This window comes from Amycolatopsis sp. PSD-21 (assembly GCF_055561455.1).
In genome coordinates, this window is the sequence record NZ_CM145712.1 from 6,865,381 (window position 1) to 6,884,320 (window position 18,940).

General features: G+C 69.5%; 21 protein-coding genes and 1 pseudogene. 9 read left to right on the top strand and 13 right to left on the bottom strand.

Translation table 11 applies throughout. The features are described 5' to 3' along the window. The first annotated feature begins 102 nt into the window (after positions 1 to 102). Entirely contained in the window at positions 103 to 1,068 is a 966-nt protein-coding gene (locus ACZ1DY_RS32155; RefSeq protein ID WP_465481886.1) for a 2-hydroxyacid dehydrogenase, read from the top strand. Further along, a complete protein-coding gene (locus tag ACZ1DY_RS32160) occupies positions 1,065 to 2,189 on the top strand; it encodes a glycerate kinase (RefSeq protein WP_465481887.1) in 1,125 nt (374 codons plus the stop codon). The genes ACZ1DY_RS32155 and ACZ1DY_RS32160 overlap by 4 nt, the downstream gene beginning before the upstream one ends. 111 nt (positions 2,190 to 2,300) lie before the next feature. Here ACZ1DY_RS32160 and ACZ1DY_RS32165 read toward each other — a convergent pair whose 3' ends face one another. Both ACZ1DY_RS32165 and ACZ1DY_RS32170 read right to left on the bottom strand, forming a co-directional pair. Further along, positions 2,301 to 2,612: a hypothetical protein gene (locus ACZ1DY_RS32165; RefSeq protein WP_016336340.1), complete on the bottom strand. Its 312-nt coding sequence runs from the start codon at positions 2,610 to 2,612 to the stop codon at positions 2,301 to 2,303. A 96-nt stretch (positions 2,613 to 2,708) separates the two neighbouring features. Then, positions 2,709 to 2,909 (bottom strand): annotated as a pseudogene (locus ACZ1DY_RS32170) (hypothetical protein); the annotation flags it as partial. A 172-nt stretch (positions 2,910 to 3,081) separates the two neighbouring features. On the opposite strand from ACZ1DY_RS32170, the gene ACZ1DY_RS32175 reads away from it, so the two are divergent. The 4 genes from ACZ1DY_RS32175 (at position 3,082) to shbA (ending at position 5,451) form a co-directional block, all read left to right on the top strand. Beyond that, a complete protein-coding gene (locus ACZ1DY_RS32175; RefSeq protein WP_465481888.1) occupies positions 3,082 to 3,537 on the top strand; it encodes a GtrA family protein in 456 nt (151 codons plus the stop codon). 357 nt (positions 3,538 to 3,894) lie between these two features. After that, positions 3,895 to 4,245 carry a YidH family protein gene (locus ACZ1DY_RS32180; RefSeq protein ID WP_465481889.1) on the top strand — a complete coding sequence of 117 codons (351 nt, stop codon included), beginning with the start codon at positions 3,895 to 3,897 and terminating at the stop codon, positions 4,243 to 4,245. Further along, the gene (locus ACZ1DY_RS32185) at positions 4,242 to 4,544 is read left to right on the top strand and encodes a DUF202 domain-containing protein (RefSeq protein WP_257485109.1); all 303 of its coding nucleotides are present in this window, start codon (positions 4,242 to 4,244) and stop codon (positions 4,542 to 4,544) included. Before ACZ1DY_RS32180 ends, ACZ1DY_RS32185 begins: the two co-directional genes overlap by 4 nt. Before the next feature lie 250 nt (positions 4,545 to 4,794). Further along, positions 4,795 to 5,451, top strand: coding sequence for an RNA polymerase sigma factor ShbA (gene shbA / locus ACZ1DY_RS32190; RefSeq protein ID WP_185927136.1), 657 nt, complete (start codon positions 4,795 to 4,797; stop codon positions 5,449 to 5,451). 84 nt (positions 5,452 to 5,535) lie between these two features. Here shbA and ACZ1DY_RS32195 read toward each other — a convergent pair whose 3' ends face one another. From ACZ1DY_RS32195 to ACZ1DY_RS32210, 4 genes are all read right to left on the bottom strand, one after another. Further along, positions 5,536 to 5,775, bottom strand: a complete 240-nt coding sequence (locus ACZ1DY_RS32195; protein WP_126733508.1) for a hypothetical protein — start codon at positions 5,773 to 5,775, stop codon at positions 5,536 to 5,538. A gap of 128 nt (positions 5,776 to 5,903) precedes the next feature. Continuing rightward, entirely contained in the window at positions 5,904 to 6,743 is an 840-nt protein-coding gene (locus ACZ1DY_RS32200) for an amidohydrolase family protein (RefSeq protein WP_465481890.1), read from the bottom strand. After that, positions 6,740 to 7,711, bottom strand: a complete 972-nt coding sequence (locus ACZ1DY_RS32205; protein WP_257485106.1) for an aldo/keto reductase — start codon at positions 7,709 to 7,711, stop codon at positions 6,740 to 6,742. Before ACZ1DY_RS32205 ends, ACZ1DY_RS32200 begins: the two co-directional genes overlap by 4 nt. Continuing rightward, complete coding sequence (locus ACZ1DY_RS32210) at positions 7,708 to 8,010, bottom strand: L-rhamnose mutarotase (protein ID WP_007031375.1); 303 nt, start codon at positions 8,008 to 8,010, stop codon at positions 7,708 to 7,710. The genes ACZ1DY_RS32205 and ACZ1DY_RS32210 overlap by 4 nt, the downstream gene beginning before the upstream one ends. Positions 8,011 to 8,116: 106 nt before the next feature. Here ACZ1DY_RS32210 and ACZ1DY_RS32215 point away from each other — a divergent pair, with 106 nt between their 5' ends. Next, positions 8,117 to 8,827 carry a FadR/GntR family transcriptional regulator gene (locus ACZ1DY_RS32215; protein ID WP_465481891.1) on the top strand — a complete coding sequence of 237 codons (711 nt, stop codon included), beginning with the start codon at positions 8,117 to 8,119 and terminating at the stop codon, positions 8,825 to 8,827. 140 nt (positions 8,828 to 8,967) lie between these two features. On the opposite strand, the gene ACZ1DY_RS32220 is transcribed toward ACZ1DY_RS32215, so the two are convergent. The 6 genes from ACZ1DY_RS32220 to ACZ1DY_RS32245 are packed head-to-tail and all read right to left on the bottom strand — an operon-like array spanning position 8,968 to position 15,478. After that, on the bottom strand, positions 8,968 to 9,984 hold the full coding sequence (locus tag ACZ1DY_RS32220; RefSeq protein WP_465481892.1) for an ABC transporter permease: 1,017 nt from the start codon (positions 9,982 to 9,984) through the stop codon (positions 8,968 to 8,970). Continuing rightward, positions 9,981 to 11,501 (bottom strand): sugar ABC transporter ATP-binding protein, encoded by a 1,521-nt coding sequence (locus ACZ1DY_RS32225; RefSeq protein WP_465481893.1) that lies wholly within the window; start codon positions 11,499 to 11,501, stop codon positions 9,981 to 9,983. The genes ACZ1DY_RS32220 and ACZ1DY_RS32225 overlap by 4 nt, the downstream gene beginning before the upstream one ends. Beyond that, entirely contained in the window at positions 11,498 to 12,523 is a 1,026-nt protein-coding gene (locus ACZ1DY_RS32230) for a sugar ABC transporter substrate-binding protein (protein ID WP_465485737.1), read from the bottom strand. The genes ACZ1DY_RS32225 and ACZ1DY_RS32230 overlap by 4 nt, the downstream gene beginning before the upstream one ends. 38 nt (positions 12,524 to 12,561) lie before the next feature. Beyond that, positions 12,562 to 13,320 (bottom strand): SDR family NAD(P)-dependent oxidoreductase, encoded by a 759-nt coding sequence (locus ACZ1DY_RS32235; protein WP_465481894.1) that lies wholly within the window; start codon positions 13,318 to 13,320, stop codon positions 12,562 to 12,564. Then, a complete protein-coding gene (locus ACZ1DY_RS32240) occupies positions 13,317 to 14,618 on the bottom strand; it encodes an enolase C-terminal domain-like protein (protein ID WP_465481895.1) in 1,302 nt (433 codons plus the stop codon). The genes ACZ1DY_RS32235 and ACZ1DY_RS32240 overlap by 4 nt, the downstream gene beginning before the upstream one ends. Beyond that, positions 14,618 to 15,478: a fumarylacetoacetate hydrolase family protein gene (locus tag ACZ1DY_RS32245; protein WP_465481896.1), complete on the bottom strand. Its 861-nt coding sequence runs from the start codon at positions 15,476 to 15,478 to the stop codon at positions 14,618 to 14,620. The genes ACZ1DY_RS32240 and ACZ1DY_RS32245 overlap by 1 nt, the downstream gene beginning before the upstream one ends. Positions 15,479 to 15,708: 230 nt before the next feature. Between ACZ1DY_RS32245 and ACZ1DY_RS32250 the strand changes: the two genes are divergently transcribed. After that, the gene (locus tag ACZ1DY_RS32250; protein ID WP_465481897.1) at positions 15,709 to 16,956 is read left to right on the top strand and encodes a Bcr/CflA family multidrug efflux MFS transporter; all 1,248 of its coding nucleotides are present in this window, start codon (positions 15,709 to 15,711) and stop codon (positions 16,954 to 16,956) included. 324 nt (positions 16,957 to 17,280) lie between these two features. On the opposite strand, the gene ACZ1DY_RS32255 is transcribed toward ACZ1DY_RS32250, so the two are convergent. After that, on the bottom strand, positions 17,281 to 18,510 hold the full coding sequence (locus ACZ1DY_RS32255) for an NAD(P)/FAD-dependent oxidoreductase (RefSeq protein ID WP_465481898.1): 1,230 nt from the start codon (positions 18,508 to 18,510) through the stop codon (positions 17,281 to 17,283). Between the two features lie 196 nt (positions 18,511 to 18,706). Here ACZ1DY_RS32255 and ACZ1DY_RS32260 point away from each other — a divergent pair, with 196 nt between their 5' ends. After that, positions 18,707 to 18,925 (top strand): hypothetical protein, encoded by a 219-nt coding sequence (locus tag ACZ1DY_RS32260; protein WP_125673301.1) that lies wholly within the window; start codon positions 18,707 to 18,709, stop codon positions 18,923 to 18,925. Positions 18,926 to 18,940: the final 15 nt, after the last annotated feature.

Below are 18,940 nucleotides of genomic sequence, written 5' to 3' on the forward strand. Positions count from 1 at the left end.
GCGCGCCCGGCCGTGACGACTCCCCCGCGCAGGGGAAGCGCCTCCCTCATAGCGGGGATTTCCACATTTGGGATACCAACCGCCGCGCACTAGGCTGAGGACGTGACCTCGAAGATCGCGGTGACCCGGTGGATCCCCGACGAAGCGCTGAAGGTGCTGGCGGAAGCCGGGGAGGTGAAACTGTCGCGCGCCGACCGGCCGCTGACGCGGGACGAGCTGCTCGAGTTCGTCCGCGGCGCGTCCGGGATCGTCGGCATGCTGCACGACCGGCTCGACGGCGAGGTCGCCGACGCGGCGGGCCCCGGGCTGAAGGTCGTGGCGAACGTGGCCGTCGGCTACGACAACGTCGACGTCGCTGCGCTGTCCGAGCGCGCGGTCACCGTCACCAACACCCCCGGCGTGCTCACCGACGCCACCGCGGATCTGGCGTTCGGGCTGATCCTCGCGGTCACCCGGCGGCTCGGCGAGGGCGAACGGCTGATCCGCTCGCGCACCCCGTGGTCGTTCCATCTGGGTTTCCTGCTCGGTTCCTCACTGCAGGACAAGACGCTCGGGATCGTCGGGCTCGGCCAGATCGGACAGGCGGTCGCGCGGCGGGCGCTCGGTTTCGGGATGCGGATCGTCTACTCAGGACGGTCGCGGGCCGCCGAGGACGTCGAGAAGACGCTGGGCGCGAAGTACGTGACCTTCGACGAGCTGCTGCGAAGCTCCGACGTCGTGTCGCTGCACTGCCCGCTCACGCCGGAGACCCGGCACCTCATCGACGCGGACGCGCTGCAGTCGATGAAACCGGGCGCGTACCTGATCAACACCACCCGCGGCCCCGTCGTCCACGAGGCCGCGCTGGCCGACGCGCTCGAAGCGGGCGAGATCGCCGGGGCGGGTCTCGACGTGTTCGAGGCCGAGCCCGACGTCGAACCGCGCCTGCTGAACCGCGAAAACGTCGTGTTGACGCCACATCTGGGATCGGCGACGGTCGAGACCCGTACCGCCATGGCCGTGCTCGCGGCCGAGAACGTCGCGTCGGTGCTCACCGGCGGAAACCCGCTGACGGAGGTTCGTCCATGACTCGCGTGGTCATCGCGCCCGACAAGTTCAAGGGAAGCCTGACCGCGGTCGAGGCCGCGGAGGCGATCGCCGACGGCGTCCGCGACGCGCTGCCCGGAGCCGAGGTCTCCTCCTGCCCGGTCGCCGACGGCGGCGAGGGAACGCTCGACGTCCTCGTCGCGGCGGGTGGCCGTCTCGTGGAACTCCCGGTCCGCGGACCGCTCGACGACACCGTCGACGCGAGCTACGTGCTGCTCGACGGAACGGCCTACGTCGAATCGGCCCGCGCGTGCGGTATCGAATTCGTGGAGCCGAGACCGGAAGTGGCGCTGGCCGCGCACACCTGGGGCGTCGGCGAACTCCTCGCGCACGCGCTCGACAACGGCGCGCGGCGCCTGGTGCTGACCGTCGGCGGGACGGCGAGCACCGACGGCGGCGCCGGGATGCTGGCGGCACTGGGCGCCGGGGTCTTCGACGCGTTCAACGCGCCGGTGGGGCTCGGCGGCGGCACACTGGGCCGCGTCGCGCTGGCCGAACTCGGCCCGGTGCGCGAACGGCTCGGCTCCGTCGAGGTCGCCGTCGCCACCGACGTGACGAACCCCTTGCTCGGTCCCCGTGGCGCGGCGGCGATCTTCGGCCCGCAGAAGGGCGCGGGCCCGCGCGAGGTCGAGCAGCTCGACGCGTCCCTGTCCCGCTGGGCGCAGGCGCTGCGGAACGCCGGGACCCCCGACGTCTCCGATCTTCCCGGAGCGGGCGCGGGCGGCGGGGTCGCCGCGGGCGCCATCGCCGGACTCGGCGCGAGCGTCGAATCCGGTTTCCAGCTCATCGCCGGGCTCACCGGGGTCGCCGGCGCCATCGAACGCGCCGACCTCGTCATCACCGGCGAGGGCTCATTGGACGAGCAGAGCCTCGACGGCAAGGCCCCGGCGGGTATCGCGGCCCGCGCGCGGGAGCACGCGGTGCCGCTGATGGTGCTGGCCGGGCGGATCCAGCTGGACCAGAGCCAGCTCGCCGGCCTCGGTGTCGTGGGCAGCGCCGCCCTGATCGACCACGCGCCTTCGCTCGACCACGCACGTGCGCACGCGGCGGAGCTCCTGCGCGAACGGGCCGGCGAGCTGGTCCGCGCCTGGGCCCGGGCTTGAGCCGTCGGGTCCGTGAAGGCCTCCCTGAGGGACTCTGGATCCCTCAAGGAGGCCTTCGCGGACCGCGACAACCGCGACCGGCGCGCGAAGAAGTCTTAGAACCCGCGGGGCTCAGCTACCAGGCTGGGGCTGAGCCTGCGGGAGTACGGCGAAGGCGACTTCGCCGGTTTCGTCCTGCTGGACGTCGAGCACCTTGTCGTCGAGCAACTCGGCCGCTTCCGGCTCCAAGAACACCTTCGGTCCGCCGTCGGCGCCGAGGACCTTGTCGCCGCTTTCCGGTTCGGGGGCGACGGAAACCGCGAGCTGGGGGCTGTCCCCCTGCTGCGAATGCATCGCGAACCGCAGGCCGCCCCCGTCCTGGCCGTTCTCCTGCCCGGTCAGTGCGGTGATCGCCTCGGCGGCGGCTTCGGTGACTGTCAGCATCTCTGCCCTTCCTTCGTCGCGGTCTTGCACTTGACCGACCACGCTAGGGGCTGTCGGCATGGCCCGCCGTCTGAGTGAAGATCACTTCTCGCCGACGTCCGGCTCCTCCTCGGCCAGCCGCATGGCGTGCGACTCTCCTTCGCGGATCTCCGCGGGCGTGGTCCCGAAGCGGTCTGCCCCGCTCCAGTGCTCGGGTGGCTCGACACCTTCCTCGAGCGGGTCGACGCGGAGTTCGTCCTCGTCGAGTGCCTCGCTGGGATCCAACGTTTCCGGCTCCGCGGTCTCACGGTCGCTCATCGGCCGCTCCCTCCTGGTCGGACGTTGGCCGGGACATGCTGTACTCGACCCGGTCCCTGTGGCTTACCCGGCGTCTTCGCAGGCCAAACGGCGACGCTGTCGCGGGGATCACACTTTCTCAGGTGGTTCATTACCTTCACAAGTTTGTGAAACAAGGAGTAGCGTCGTCGGTATGACCACCACCAGGTGGGCGCCAGGGCACCGGATCATCCGGCGCGCGCCGGAGCGGCATCACGAACTCGGCAACCATGCCGCTTGGTACGTCGTCGCCGGCGTCGCCGCCACCGGCCTGCAGGCGGTGCTGTTCCTTGTCCTGCAGCCGGCCCTCGGCCCTCAGGTGGCCAATCTGGTCGCGCTCGCGGTCACGACCGTCGGGAACACCGAGTTCCACCGCCGGGTCACCTTCGCCACCCGCAAGAGCAACGCGGGCAAGCGGCATTTCCAGGACTTGGTGACCTTCGCCTTCTACGCCGCGTACGGCTCGATCGTGCTCGCGTCGCTCGACGCGGTGATCACCGAGCCGACCGCGCTGGAACAGACGGGCGCCCTTCTCGCGGCCAGCGTCGTGGGCGGCATCGCGCGCTTCGCGGTCCTTCGCTGGTGGGTCTTCGCTCGGCGGAACGCCTAGCCTCCTTCACGTAAGTCCTGTTGACAGCCTCAGCGCCCCAGTGTCGCGAAAGCCACTTTCGGGACATCAGACGTCGCGAAAGTGGCTTTCGCGACACGCTTCGACCGCACGACGATCTGCGGGACGCCGTCGCCCGAGCCCACAGTCCCCGAGGGCTACTGAGGAGGTATGGCGGAGGTGACGCGGTCGGCGCGGGTGGTCGTGAGTGGCGTTTCGGGTTAGAACCCGAAACGCCACTCACGACCCACAGGAAACCGCACATACAATCATCAAGCGGACACCAGGCCGCCAAGGTCGTCCCTTGTGGACATTCGAGGAAAGGCGCGGACTCGCAGGGCAGCGCCTAGTCTCCTTCAGGTGGCAGAGATCAACGGCCCGCACGAAGGCCGCTCCGAACCCGATTACCGCTTCACGCTCGCCAACGAACGGACCTTCCTCGCCTGGCTCCGGACGGCGCTCGGCCTGCTGGCCGGTGGCGTCGCGGTCCATCAGCTGGTTCCCGATCCGAGCGCGCTGAGCACCGTCCTGGCGGGGCTGTGCGTCCTGCTGGCCGCCGTCCTCGCGGCGAGCGCGTATCCCCGCTGGCGGCAGGTGCAGAGCGCGATGCGCGAGGGACGGCCGTTGCCGAAGAGCGGGATGCTGATCCTGCTGACCGCCGGGATCCTCGCGATCACCCTGACGGCGGCGGCGCTGGTGGTCTTTTCGTGAGCCCGCGCGATCACGGAGCGCAAGCGGAGCGGACCGGACTGGCGTGGCGGCGGACCGCGCTCGCGGCTACTGCCTGCACACTCCTTCTTCTGCACACCGCGGCCCGGCGAGGCTGGGGGACGGCGGTCGTCCCGGTCGTGTTCGCGGGCGCCATGGTGATCACCTTCGTCGTCGCCGGCGCGATCCGTGAACGAGCACTGCGCCGTGCGGGAATCCCGAAACCTCTCAACCCATCCCTTGCTGTCACGGCATCGGCACTCGTCGTAGCGACGGCGATCGCCCTGATCGCGGTACGCTAAGTGCCGCGCACATCCTGCGACGGCGAAGCCCGTTTTCCCGGCGCAGAGTCTCGGTTGTATTAAGCCGACTCCGGCGAATGGGCTATCTCTAGTTGAAATCTTTACTGCCGCCCGACCGGCGCCTACGATTACGCTGCGTCGCAACGGCGGCAGATGGATCTGATCTTACGGAGCATCTGCCGCCCTCAATCGTTACGGAGTGTTGACCCCTCGACAGCGACGGTCGCCGGGTCGGCCGGGGAGGACGACCATGCAAGCACCTTCCAGCGCGTCCAGAACCGTCACCCCCGACGCGGTCCCCGGGTACACGACTCCGGAGAACCTGCCGCGGCCGGGCGGACGGCTGACGAAGGAAGACCTCGATCCGCTCGTCAAGGACGCGGGCGACGGGAATCCCGCCGCGATCCAGTCCCTCCTGCGGATGATCGGGCCCGTCGTGGTCCGCTACTGCCGCGCCAGAATGGGTGGCCGCGACCTGTCCTACCTGTCGGCGGACGACGTCGCGCAGGAAGTGTGCATGGCGGTGCTGAAGGCGCTGCCCGGCTATCAGGATCGCGGCGGTTCGTTCCTCTATCTCGTGCACGCCATCGCCGCCAACAAGGTCGCCGACGCCTACCGCGCGGTCTCCCGTGACCGGTCGGAACCGGTCCCGGAACTGCCGGAACGGCCCATCGGCGACAACGAACCCGAAACGCACGCCCTGCACCTCGACCTCGGTGCCCGGCTCAACCGCCTGCTCTCCACCCTCCCGCGGGTGCAGCAGGAGATCCTCGCCCTCCGCATCGCCGTCGGCCTTTCCGCCGCCGAAACCGCCGAGGCGCTCGGAATCTCCGCCGGCAACGTGCGCGTGACGCAGCACCGCGCACTGGCCCGCCTGCGCACGATGGTCAAGCAGGACGAGTTCTGATCTTTTCTCCCCCTGCCGCGGGTCATCGACCGGCGGCTCAGGCGCCCGGACCCCGCGCCGCCCACTTCTTCCGTTCGGAGCGGTTCACCGCAACAGTCCGGCGAGGCCGACCACCCGGAGCACCTTCGAAACCACCGAGGGATCCGGTTCTGCCTGAAGTGTCTCCTCACGCAACCGCTCACTGAGCGAGTCGGCGCGCGCGCTGGCCCGCCGTGCCTGGGCGCGTGACTCCATCGCCCGGCGTTGCGCGACGAAGGCGACGCGCAACGCCACCAGGGCCACCACCAGCGCGACCGAGCTGATCACCAGAGCCACGACGATCATCCGCGGTCACCGGCCGTCGACGGCGAATCAGCGCCGGGCACTTTCTCCATGGTGCGAGTCACGAGCTCCCGATACCCGCTCCGTCGCCGGCCAAACCGGTGCGGAACGTGGGGCTCGGCACAGCTGCTTCACGCCTGGCCCGCGGAAGGAAGCCGGTAGGCGCGCTTCGCGGTGCCGTCGAAGAACTCCAGCCGTTCACTGTCGCTCAGCGACCCCGTCAGCGAAAAGGCGGTGTCCACGACGACTTCGTACGCGGCCGCGAGCTCGCAGACCGGCCAGTCGGAGCCGAACATGAGCCGCGAAGCCCCGAAGGACTCCAGGACGTGCTCGGCCCAGCGCGCCAGCTGACCGACCTTCCAGCGCGCCCAGTCGGCCTCGGTCACCAGCCCCGAGAGCTTGCAGTACACGTTGTCCAGCTCCCCCAGCGCCGCGACACCGTCCGCCCACGGCTGCCATTCGCCCGAGGCGATCGGCGGCTTCGCGGCGTGGTCGAGCACGAAAACCTGGTCCGGCAACGCTTTCGCGGCGGCGAGCGCGGCGGGAAGCTGCGGTGGCTTCACCAGCAGGTCGTACGCCAGCCCGGCCTCGCCGAGCGCGGCGAGACCGCGCAGGACGTCGGGCCGCGTCAGCCAGGACGGGTCCGCCTCGTCCTCCACCTGGTGCCGGATCCCCACCAGCGGCCCGGAAAACGAAGCCACGCGCTCGGCGACGCCGGGCGCGGTGAGGTCCGTCCAGCCGACGACGCCGGCGACGAGCGGTTCGGCCCGAGCCACCGCGAGGAACTCGCGCGTCTCCTCTTCCGACGAGACCGTCTGCACCAGCACGGTCCCCTTCACCCCCGCCGCCTTCGTCACCGCGCGGAGATCGTCCACTGTGTACGGACGGCGGATCGGATCCAGCGCCGTACCGGTCATCCACGGGTAGTCACGCCGCGACGGGTCCCAAAGGTGGTGGTGCGCGTCGATCACGGCCGTCCCTCCTGTCGCAGCACGATGTCCTCACGCAACAGTCCCGCACGGATCAGATCCGTCCACAACTCGCGCGGCACCGGACGCCGGAACCGTTCGGCGTTGAGCCGGACCTGGCCTGGATCGTGCGCGCCGACCACGACGGACACCACCGACGGATGCGCGGCGGGCAGCGCCAAAGCGGCTTGCGGGAGTTCGACCCCGTGCCGCGCGCAGACGTCGGCGATCCGCTGGGCGCGCTCGACCAGTTCGGCGGGAGCCTCGGCATAGTCGTACATCGTGCCCGGCGACGCGGTGGCGAGGATCCCGGCGTTGAACGCCCCGCCTGCCACCACGTCCACACCACGTTCCGCGCACAACGGGAGAAGGTCGTCGAGCGCGGGCTGGTCGAGCAGGGTGTACCGGCCCGCTAGCAGGATCACGTCGAGATCGAAACGGCGGACGAACTCCGTGAGCATCGGCGCCTGGTTCATCCCGGCCCCGATGGCGTCGACGACACCCTGGTCCCGCAGTTCGAGCAGTGCGGGGAACGCGCCGTCGACGGTGTCCTCGAAATGCTCGTCCGGGTCGTGCACGTAGACGACGTCGACGCGGTCGAGCCCCAGCCGCTCCAGACTGTCCTCGAGCGACCGGAGGATCCCGTCGCGGCTGAAGTCCCACCGCCGTTTGTACGCGGCGGGAACGACGAAACCCTGCGAGTCGGTGCGCGAAGCGCCGCCGGGATCGGGTTCCAGCACGCGGCCGACCTTCGTCGAGACCACGAAATCCGCGCGGGGATACGCCGAAAGCGCCGCGCCCAGCCGCCGTTCCGACAGCCCGAGACCGTAGTGCGGCGCGGTGTCGAAGTAGCGGATGCCTTCGTCCCACGCCTGCCGGACGGTCGCTTCGGCCGTCTCGTCGGTGATGGCGTGGTACAGGTTGCCCAGCTGCGCGCAGCCGAGCCCCAGCGGGGACAAGGAGATCTTCACGGAAGCTCCCAGACGAGGCCGAGCCCCGAATCGCCGCCCGAGTAGTCGTCTTCGACGTCGAGCAGTTCCGACATCCGTGCCTGCCACGGGATGTTGGCCGGATGATCGCGCAGGACCGCGCGCATCTTCGCGTAGTCCTCGACCTCCACGACGTGGAAAAGGTCGAGCCCGTCCCGCCAGATCCGCCACGAACGCACGCCCGCACCGCGCAGGGCCTCGTCCAGATCCGGCGGGATGACGGCGTGGACCGACTCGTATTCGGCCTCCTTGCCCGGCTTCAACCGGGTGTGGAGTGCCACTCTTTGTAGTGCGACACCGTGGGTCACCGCGCCTCCTCGACTCGAAACATGGCACTCTGTCAACTAACACTCAAACATCCGAGGTCTTCGGGGAGGGCGGTGGAACATGCCGGTCACCGATGTCGCGATCGACAAGATCAAGGACATGATCATCTCCGGCGAGCTTGCTCCGGGCGACAGGCTGCCGAAGGAGGCCGAACTGGCCCAGCGGCTCGGTCTGTCCCGCAGTTCGCTGCGCGAAGCGGTCAAGGCGCTGTGCCTGATCCGCGTGCTCGACGTCCGCCAGGGCGACGGGACGTACGTCACCAGCCTCGAACCGAATCTCCTCCTCGACGCGATGACGTTCGTGGTGGACTTCCACCGCGACGACACCGTGCTGGACTTCCTCGCCGTGCGCCGGATCCTCGAACCGGCGGCGACGGCGATGGCCGCGGTGCACATGGGCGACGAGGACATCGAGGAACTAGGCCGCCTGCTCGGCGAACTGGCCGACTCGCCGACGGTGGAGGCGCTGGTCGCGAACGACCTGCAGTTCCACCGCAAGATCGCCGACGGCTCCGGAAATCCGGTGCTGTGCTCGCTGCTGGACAGCCTGTCCGGCCCCACCGCCCGCGCCCGGATCTGGCGCGGGCTCACCCAGGAGGGCGCGGTCGCGAAGACCCGCGAGCAGCACACGGCGATCTACGAGGCCATCGCGGCCCGCGAGCCCGAACTCGCGCGTTCGTGGGCGACCGTGCACGTGGCCGGGGTGGAGCAGTGGCTCCGCAACGCGCTCGGCACCGCCGACGACCCCACTTCGGCCGCCGAAGCTTCCTGACACCGCACTCTCCTCCGAATGTCCCGTGAAGGCCCCCTTCCCTCGTCCATCCATGCCCCCGCCACCGCCCTCAACGGACGCGCTGGCGCGCGGCAGACCTGAACTCGACCGAGGGAAGGGGGCCTTCACGCGCTCGATCACTACGTTTGGGCTTTTCCGCCGGCGTAGCGGGAGATGATCAACGCGACCAGGATGATCACGCCGTAGATCGCCTTCAGCCATTCCGGCGGCACCTGCGCCACCTGCAGCAGGTTCGTGACCGTCTGCAGGAGCAGCACGCCGGTGAGCGCCCCGACCAGCGTGCCCTTCCCACCGTCCAGTGAGACACCGCCGATCACCGCAGCGGCGAACACCTGAAGGATCAATCCGTCGCCCTGATCGGCGCCGAGCGCGCCGACGTAGCCGGTGTACGCGAGCCCGCCGAGCGCGGCCAGCACCCCGGCCACCACGAAGACACCCCACGAGATCCGGTCGACGCGGATACCGGCGGCCCGCGCGGCCTCGCGGTTCCCGCCGATGGCGTACAGCGACCGGCCGATCCGGTGATACCGCAGCCCCAGCCCGAACACGGTGAACAGCGCCGCGGCCAGCCACACCGACATCGGCAGCCCGATGAACGTCGTCGTGGCCAGCGCGGTGAACACGTCCAGCTGGTCGAAGAGCGTCTTCCCCTGCGTGGACCCGATCTGCGTGCCGCGCAGCACCGTCAGCATCGCCAGCGTGACGATGAAGGCGTTCAGCTTCAGCTTGACGATCAGGAAACCGTTCACGAAACCGACCGCGGCACCGGCCACCAGCACGGCGAGGACGCCCGCGAACCCGGGGATCTCCGTGCCGAAGCCCGAGGACGCCACCGGGATGACCAGCATCGCGCCGAGCGCGGGCGCCATGCCCATGGTGGATTCCAGCGACAGGTCGAACTTCCCGGTCAGCAGCACGAGTGATTCGCCCAGCACCACCATCGACAGCGCGGCCGAGGCGGACAGGATCCCGACGATGCTGCCGAAGGTCAGGAAAGTGTCACTGATCAGTCCTCCGATGATCAGCACCACGATGAGCGCGGGAATGAGGGCGAGTTCGCGCAGCCAGCGGAACTTCCGGCGCTTCGGCGGCGCCGCGAACGTCGAAGTCTTCGGATCGGTCATCAGTTCGGTCACCGTTCGACTCCTTCGATATCGGCCACCAGGTCGCCGTCGGACCAGCCCGCCCGGTGTTCGGCGACCACGGCGCCGGCGCGCAGCACCAGCACCCGGTCGCTCAGACGAAGATCGTCCAGCTCGTCGCTGACGATCAGCACGGCCTTGCCCTCCGCGCGCACCCGGTCGACGACCGCGAGCAGCGCTTCCTTCGATTTCACGTCCACGCCCGCGGTCGGGTTGATCAGCACCACCAGGCGCGGATCCCCGGCCAGCGCGCGGGCGAGGACGACCTTCTGCTGGTTGCCACCGGAAAGGTCGGACACCGGCTGGTCCGCGTCGGCCGCGACGATGTCGTAGTCCTTCAACGCCTGGGCGGCCCGGCCGTAGCGCGCGCCCGGTGACGCCAGGCCCGCCTTCCCGATCCGGTCCAAAATGGACAGTGTGGCGTTGTCCGCGATGGAATGCTCCAGCACCAGCCCCTCGTGATGCCGGTCCCTCGGCACACAGCCGATCCCGGCGCGGATGGCGGCCGGGATGTCGCCCGGTTTCAGCGGCTTCCCGTCCACCCGGATCGTGCCGGAGGACGGCGAACGCAGGCCGTACACGGTTTCGGCGACCTGGTGCTTGCCGCTGGCATTGCTGCCCGCGAGCCCGATCACCTCGCCGCGATGGATCCGGAAGGTCACGTCGGAGAACCCGTCACCGGAAAGCCCGTCGACGGTCAGCACCTCGTCGGCGTCCGCGTCCAACGCCTCGCGTGTGGCGGCGTCACGGACGGAAAGCCCGCCCTGCTCGCCGGTCATCGCGTCGATCAGCTCGACACGGCCGACCTCCGAAACGGGCGCGGTCAGGATGTGCTTCGCGTCGCGCAGGACGGTGACCGCCTGGCAGACCTCGTACACCTCGTGGAGGTGGTGCGAGATGAACAGGAACGTCACCCCGTTGTCCTGCATCTGGCGCATCCGCGCGAAGAGCCGTTCGATCGCCTGGCTGTCCAGCTGCGCCGTCGGCTCGTCCAGCACGATGAACCGGGCACCGTAGGAGAGCGCCCTGGCGATCTCGACGAACTGCCGGTCCTCCACCGAAAGCTCGCCCGCCGGGGTGTCGACGTCGACGCGCACGTCCCAGGAGTCGAGCAGGTCCCGTGCCTGACGGCGCAACCGCTGCCAGCCGATCGCGAAACCCTTGCCCGACTGGCGATTGAGGAACAGGTTCTCCGCGACGGTCAGCTGTGGGACGACCATCGCGTGCTGGTAGACGCAGGCGACCGCGCGTTTCCAGTCGTCCTGCCTGGACAAGGGCGGCGCGGGGACACCGCCGAACTCGACGTGCCCGGTGTCCGTTTTGGACAGTCCGGTGAGGATGGAGACGAGGGTCGACTTCCCCGCGCCGTTGCGGCCGACGAGCGCGTGCGACTCGCCGGGGTGCACGGTGAGGCTGACGTCGGACAGCGCCACGGTCGGTCCGTAGCGTTTACCGACGCCCTGTGCGCTGACCACCGGCACGACGGCGGATCCGGCGGGCAGCGCGCTCACAGGTTGTTCCCCCAGAGGGCCTTGTCTTCCACGTTGTCCTTGGTGACGACGGGCGCGGGAAGCTGGTCTTCGAGGATGCCGGGCCGGACCTCGACGACGGTGCTGCCGTGATCGGTCGGCCCTGCCTTGAAGGTCTCCCCCGCCATGGCCTTCTTGATCCAGTACATGCCGTACTTGGCGTAGTCGTCGGCGGGCTGGGAGACGGTCGCGTCGAGCTCACCCGCGCGGATCGCGGCCAGCTCCTGCGGGATGCCGTCGTTGCTGACCAGCACGACATGTTTCGGGTCGCCGACCGGGAAGTAGAGGTTCTTGCGCTTGAGCGCCTGCTGCGTCGGCGCCAGGTACACGCCGCCCGCCTGCATGTACACGGCCTTGATGTCGGGGTTCGCGGTCAGCAGACTGTCCAAACCGGACGAAGCCTTGTCCGCCTTCCATTCGGCGGCGACCTCCAGCACCTGGACGTCCGGGTACTTGGTCTTCATGCACTGCCGGAACGCCTCGGAGCGGTCGCGCCCGTTGACCGAGGCGAGGTCGCCCATGACCTGCACGACCTTGCCCGACGTCACCTTCGCGCCGATCGCCTCGCAGGCCTTGGTGCCGTACGCCTTGTTGTCCGCGCGCACCACCATCGCGACCTTGCCGCTCTCCGGCGCGACGTCGACGGCCACCACCGGGACACCCTTGTTCTCCGCCGCCTTGAGTCCCGCGACGACGGCGGCGGAGTCCAGCGGCGTCACGACCAGGCCCTTCACGCCCTGGTTGAGCAGGGTGTTGATGTCGGTGATCTGCTTCGCCGAGTCGCTGTCCGCGTTGACCGTCGGCAGCGCCTCGACGCCCTGTTCCTTCGCCTTCAGCGGTACGTAGTTGTTGTAGGCCTGCCAGAACGGCGAGGTCAGCAACGGGATCGTCGCGCCGACCTTGCCACCCCCGCCCGCACCCGGTTGGGGCACCTTGTCCTTAGTGGACCCACACGCCGACAGGGTCAGCCCCAGCGCGGTGGCCGCGGCGGCCACCTTGATCACCCTCGTACGCACCGCATCCTCCTTGATGACAGCGAAAACTACTGCTGGACCGGGCCGCGCGGACGCAGCCCGTACATCCCTCCGTCGACAGCGAGCGCCGTGCCGGTGGTCGAAGCCGACAGCGGGCTGGCGAGGTACACGACCGCGTTGGCGACCTCGTCCGCGGTGACCAGCCTGCCCATGGGCTGACGGGCGGCGAGCGCGGCGCGTTCGGCCTCCGGATCGCCCGCCGCGTCGAGCAGCCTGCCGACCCACGGGGTGTCCGCGGTGCCGGGGCAGACGCAGTTGACCCGGATCCGGTCGGCGAGGTGGTCGGTCGCCATCGCCAGGGTCAGCGAGAGCACCGCGCCCTTGCTGGCCGAGTACAGCGCGCGGTTGGGCAGGCCCGCCCACGCGGCGATCGAGCAGGTGTTGACGATCGCGGCCGACGGCGAGTTCTTCAGATGCGGCAACGCCGCCCGCGCCAGCCGCACCATGCCGACGACGTTGATGTCGAGCACGCGGTGCCATTCGTCGTCGCCGTTGGCGGTGACGTCGCCCTGCGCGCCGATGCCCGCGTTGTTGACCAGGACGTCGAGCCTGCCGAACCGGTCCACGACCGCGTCGATCGCCGCCCGGACCTCCTCGTCGGAACCGACGTCGCAGCGGAATCCGGTGAGGCCTTCGGGAAGGTCGCCGGGATTCAGGTCGAGGACCGCGACCTTCGCCCCGCGGGAGGCGAGCAGGTCCGCGGTGGCCCGGCCGATTCCCGACGCGCCTCCGGTGACCGCCGCGACGAGGCCTTCGAACTCACTCACTTGCTTGTCTCCGTCCATTCCGGACCGTCGGGGAAGGTGAACCGGCGCAGTGTCGCGTCGTGCATCCGGGCCGAGAAGCCCGGCGCGGACGGGGCGACGTAGCGGCCGTCGACGACGGCGGCCGGATCGGTGAAGTGCTCGTGGAGATGGTCGACCCACTCGATGGACCGGTCGGTGTCGGAACCGGACACCGCAACGAAGTCGAACATCGACAGGTGCCGGACGAGTTCGCACAGCCCGACGCCGCCGGCGTGCGGGCACACCGGGATCCCGAACTTGGCCGCCAGCAACAGGATCGCCAGGTTCTCGTTGAACCCGCCGACCCTGGCGGCGTCCAGCTGCAGTACCGAGATCGCGCCCGCCTGCAGCAGCTGCTTGAACACCACGCGGTTCTGGACGTGCTCGCCGGTGGCCACGCGGATCGGGGCGAGCGCCTTGGCGATCGCGGCGTGCCCGAGCACGTCGTCCGGCGAGGTGGGTTCCTCGATCCAGTACGGGTCGTACGGCGCCAGCGCGGTCATCCAGGTGATCGCGGTCGAGACGTCCCAGCGCTGGTTCGCGTCGACGGCGACCCGGATGTCCGGGCCGACGGTCTCGCGGGCGAGTTTCATCCGGCGGACGTCGTCCTCCAGATTCCCGCCGACCTTCAGCTTGATCATCTCGAAGCCGTCCGCCACCGCCTGCTCGGCGAGCCGGATCAGTTTCGCGTCCGAGTAGCCGAGCCAGCCGGGAGAAGTGCTGTACGCGCGGTAGCCGTCACGCTCGATCCGGGCGATCCGCTCCGCGCGGCCCGGCTCGGCGGCGCGGAGGATGTCGAGCGCCTCCTGCTCGGTCAGCGCGTCGGTCAGGTAGCGGAAGTCGACGAGGGAGACCAGCTCCTCCGGCGACATCCCGGCGGCGAAGCGCCAGACCGGGAGCCCGGCGATCCGTGCGGCGAGATCCCACGCGGCGTTGACGACGGCGCCGATCGCCATATGCGCGACACCCTTTTCCGGGCCGAGCCAGCGCAGCTGCGAATCGCCGACCAGTGCCCGCGACAGGTCGCCGAGCGCGGCGGCGTCGGTCGGCACGTCCCTGCCGACGACGTGCGATTCCAGCGCGCGGATCGCCGCGGCCTGGACGTCGTTGCCGCGCCCGATGGTGAAGGCGAGCCCGTAGCCGTCCGGACCGCCATCGGTGTGCAGCACGACGTACGCGGCCGAGTAGTCCGGGTCCGGGTTCATGGCGTCCGAACCGTCGAGCTCCCGCGAGGTGGGGAACCGGACGTCGAGCACCTCCATACCCACGATCTTCGCCATCACGCCTGCCTGACGTTCTGGCGCTGACGGCCGAGGCCGTCGATTTCGAGCTCGATGACGTCGCCTTCGCGCAGATACGGCTTGGGGTCCGGCTGCCCGAGGGCGACGCCCTGCGGGGTGCCGGTGTTGATGAGGTCTCCGGGGCGCAGCACCATGTACTGGCTCACGTAGTGCACGATCTCGGCGACCGAAAAGATCATGTCCTTGGTCGAGGAGTCCTGCTTCTTCTCGCCGTTGACCCACAACCGCAGGCCGAGGTCCTGCGGGTCGGGCACCTCGTCGGCGGTGACCAGCCACGGGCCGAGCGGGTTGAAGTTCTCGCACGACTTGCCCTTGTCCCAGGTGCCGCCGCGTTCGAGCTGGAACTCGCGCTCGGACACGTCGTTCGAGACGGTGTAGCCGGCGACGTACTGCAAGGCTTCTTCGGCGCTTTCGAGGTAGCGCGCGGTCTTGCCGATGACGACGCCGAGCTCGACCTCCCAGTCGGTCTTCGTCGAACCGCGCGGCACGAGCACGTCGTCCTGCGGTCCGACCACGACGTCGGGGGCCTTCATGAACACGACGGGCTCGGCCGGGACCTCGGCGCGGGACTCCTCGGCGTGCTGCCGGTAGTTGAGGCCGATGCAGACGACCTTGCCGGGCCGCGCGATCGGCGCGCCCACCCTGGCCCGCGCGGCTTCGGGACCGGCTTCGGGCAGCTCACCGGCGGCCAGCGCGGCGGCGACCCTGGCGACGCCGTCGCTCGCGAAGAAGCCGCCATCGATGTCGGCGGTCAGCGCCGAGAGGTCGCGCAGCGTGCCGTCCCCGGCACGTACGAACGGACGCTCACTTCCCGGCTCCCCGAGTCGCAACAGCTGCACGGATCTTCCCTTCAAGCCGAACCGCCAACAATCAACGGCTCCCACAGCAACGAACAGACATCCGATGTATACCCGACGACCTTCGCCGAGATCTAGGGGCCGTTCGGATTTCCGCCGAAAATTGATCGGATCAGTCTTGCGAAGTCCGGGTGGCGAGACTCACAGCGGGAATAGTTACCTACTCTAAGCAAGTTGTTCCTCGCGGAACCATGACTGGGGAAGGAACGAGCATGACCATCGCGCCCGAGCGAGTGGAAGAACCCGTCGCGCGGCCCGTCACGACCGGCCGCGCCCGGTTCGTCCTGATCCTCGGCGGCCTGTCCGCCTTCGGGCCCCTGTCCATCGACATGTACCTGCCCGCGCTGCCGCAGATGGCGGGCGAACTGCGCGCGGCGGACGCGACCGTCCAGCTCACGCTGAGCGCGTTCATCATCGGGCTCGCCATCGGCCAGCTGATCCTCGGACCGCTGTCCGACGCGATCGGCCGCCGCAAACCACTCGTGGCGGGCCTCGCGCTCTACATGATCGGCTCGATCCTGTGCGCCGTCGCCCCGACCGCCGAACTGCTCATCGCCGCACGCGGCGTCCAAGCCTTCGGTGCCGCGGCCGGCATCGTGATCGCCAGGGCGACCGTGCGCGACCTCTACTCCGGCACCGCGATGACGAAGTTCTTCTCGCTGCTCATGCTGGTCAACGGGCTCGCCCCGATCCTGGCGCCGATCATCGGCGGCCAGATCCTGAACTGGACCTCGTGGCGCGGCGTGTTCGTCTGCCTGACCGTGTTCGGCGCGATCCTGCTGGCCGTCGTCTTCTTCCTGCTGCCGGAACCCCTGCCCGAGGAACGCCGCACCCCCGCGCGGTTCGGCTCGGTGCTGCGGAAGTACGCGAGCCTGCTCCGCGACCGCGGCTTCCTCGGCTACGCGCTGGCCTCCGGGCTGATGTTCGGGAGCCTGTTCGCCTACATCTCCGGCTCGTCCTTCGCGCTGCAAGGCGTCTACGGGCTCAGCCCGCAGGCGTACAGCCTGGTCTTCGGGCTCAACGGCATCGGCATCGTGGCCGTCGGCCAGCTGAACGGGCGCATCGTCGGCCGCTTCCCGGAGCGGACGCTGCTGACCGTCGGTCTCGTCATCGCGGCGGTCGCCGGCTTCGGCGTCCTGGCCGCGACGGTGCTCGACCTCGGCCTGATCGGGCTGCTGATCCCGCTGTTCGTCCTGGTGTCGAGTATCGGCATGGTCGCGCCGAACGCGAGCTCGCTGGCGCTCGCCGAACAGGCGCGGTCCGCCGGTTCGGCGTCGGCGCTGCTCGGCGTGCTGCAGTTCGTCGTCGGCGGGCTGGCGACGCCGCTGGTCGGGCTGGGCGGTCCGGGCACCGCGGTCCCGATGGGGATCGTGATGGCGGCCTTCGGCGTGCTCGCGCTGCTGGCCTTCGGGACCATGACGCGGTCCGCCACAGGGGCCATGGCGGTCGCGCGGGCGTAGGGGCTCGTGAGTGGTCAGGACGGCTAGAGCCAAGAGTGTCTTAGATACCTACTGAACGTGGCGGGATTGGTCGCAGGTCCGTGAGGGCCTCCTGCAACTCCAGCAACACCACCAGCCCCACCAGTCACAGCGGTCGCGCGTGAAGGCCCCCTTCCCTCGGCTCAGCCGAGGAAACTCGACCTTCACAGCGTCCCGAGTACATGAAGGCCCCCTTCCTTGCGCCAGGCGCAAGGAAGGGGGCCTTCATGTACTGCTAGGGCGAGCCAGGGCGGCGGTGGCGTGGTGGGTCGGGTCTCGTGAGTGGTCAGGACGGTTAGAACCGTCCTAACCACTCACGAGTCCGTTGAGGTCAGCGGTCCTCAGCTGCTCCGCGGTCACCGTCGCGCGTCCCTCGACCAGGGCCTTCAACGCGTCCCCGTCATCCCACTGGTTGACGTTCATCGCGGCGGCCACCTGCCCGTCCCGCAGCCAGAACGCCGTGAAGTCCCGTGCCGCGAGGTCGCCCCGCACCACGAGCTCGTCGCGTTCGGGATCGGCGAGCCCCCGGTATTCGCAGCCGAGGTCGTACTGGTCCGAGAAGAAATACGGGCTCCGCAGGTACGGCTCGTTCTCGCCCAGCAGGTTCCCGGCGACGTGCTCGCCCTGCCATTTCGCGTTCGACCAGTGCTCGACGCGGACACGCTTTCCGTAGCGGGGATGGAAATGCGCGGCGATGTCGCCGATGGCGTAGACGTCGGGCGCCGCGGTCCGCAGGCCGGCGTCGGCGCAGACACCACCGTCGTCGGACAGTTCCAGCCCGGCGGCGTGCGCGAGGTCGACTCGGGGCGCGGCACCGACGGCCACGAGTACGACGTCCGCGGGAAGCTCGTCACCACTCTTCAGGCGGACGCCCGTCACCCCGTCCGGGCCGCCGGTGAAGCCGGCGACGCCTTCACCCAGCCGCCAGTTCACGCCGTGCTCGGTGTGCAGGCCCTTGAAGACCCCGGACACCTGCTCGCCCAGCACCGCGAGCAGCGGTGAGCCGACCTGGTCGACCACGGTCACTTCGGCGCCGTGTTCCCTGGCGGCCGCCGCGGCCTCGGTCCCGATCCAGCCCGCGCCGACGATCACCACCCGCCTGGCGTCCTTGAACGCCGAACGCAGCGCCAGCGCGTCGTCGAGGGTGCGCAGGGTCCGCAGTCCCGGCAGATCCCCGCCGGGCACCGGCAGTGAGCGCGGTCGTGAGCCGGTCGCGAGCACGAGCCGGTCGAAACGGTGTTCACCGCCCGCGTCGTCGTGCACGAGGCGGGCGCCGAGCTCGATCTTGGTCGCGGTCGCGCCGCTGGAGAACGCGATGTCCTTCTCCGCGTAGAAACCCTCGTCGTGCACCCAGTCGGGTTTATCGGTATTGCCAAGCAAAAGCCCTTTGGACAACGCCGGTAATTCGTACGGGCGATGCGTGTCGGTGCCGAGCAGCAGGATCTCTCCCGCGTAACCGCGTTCCCGCAGCGTCCCGGCCGCCGTCGCTCCGGCGAGACCGGCTCCGACGATGACGATCTTCCTGGGTTCGGACATCCATGACCTCCCAAGCAGTCCCTCCCCCGGACGCTACTCCCGTTCCTCCACTTCCGGCCTAGCGAGAACGGAAGTCGATCACGATATGAAGGATCGGTTAACCCATCAGTAGGAATGTCGGGTAACTCGCGTCACGGCCCCGAAAGCGCCTCGTCCCAGCCTCGGACGAGAAAGGGAGATCATGGGATACGGGAGGATGAGGACGTTGGCACCCCGGGACGAATGGTCGGTCGGCTGCCGGGATCTCGCGGGCAGGCGCAGGGACGTGACGGTGTTCGTGAGCAGCGACAAGATCGTGCTCGTGGCGCCGCCCGGAGAGGCCGCCGTACTCGGGCCGCTGGACGTGGGGCGCCTGCGCGCCGCGCTCCGCGACGCCGTGGTCGCGGTGGCCGAGCATCCGGACCACAATGAATGACAACTACCGTTCCTA

What these genes read in the sequence shown, in the direction of transcription:
- ACZ1DY_RS32160 (WP_465481887.1), top strand. Translation starts at nt 1,065, where the DNA reads ATGACTCGCGTGGTCATCGCGCCCGACAAGTTCAAGGGAAGCCTGACC.
- ACZ1DY_RS32165 (WP_016336340.1), bottom strand. Translation starts at nt 2,612, where the DNA reads ATGCTGACAGTCACCGAAGCCGCCGCCGAGGCGATCACCGCACTGACC.
- ACZ1DY_RS32175 (WP_465481888.1), top strand. Translation starts at nt 3,082, where the DNA reads ATGACCACCACCAGGTGGGCGCCAGGGCACCGGATCATCCGGCGCGCG.
- shbA (WP_185927136.1), top strand. Translation starts at nt 4,795, where the DNA reads ATGCAAGCACCTTCCAGCGCGTCCAGAACCGTCACCCCCGACGCGGTC.
- ACZ1DY_RS32195 (WP_126733508.1), bottom strand. Translation starts at nt 5,775, where the DNA reads ATGATCGTCGTGGCTCTGGTGATCAGCTCGGTCGCGCTGGTGGTGGCC.
- ACZ1DY_RS32215 (WP_465481891.1), top strand. Translation starts at nt 8,117, where the DNA reads ATGCCGGTCACCGATGTCGCGATCGACAAGATCAAGGACATGATCATC.
- ACZ1DY_RS32240 (WP_465481895.1), bottom strand. Translation starts at nt 14,618, where the DNA reads ATGGCGAAGATCGTGGGTATGGAGGTGCTCGACGTCCGGTTCCCCACC.
- ACZ1DY_RS32250 (WP_465481897.1), top strand. Translation starts at nt 15,709, where the DNA reads ATGACCATCGCGCCCGAGCGAGTGGAAGAACCCGTCGCGCGGCCCGTC.
- ACZ1DY_RS32255 (WP_465481898.1), bottom strand. Translation starts at nt 18,510, where the DNA reads ATGTCCGAACCCAGGAAGATCGTCATCGTCGGAGCCGGTCTCGCCGGA.
- ACZ1DY_RS32260 (WP_125673301.1), top strand. Translation starts at nt 18,707, where the DNA reads ATGAGGACGTTGGCACCCCGGGACGAATGGTCGGTCGGCTGCCGGGAT.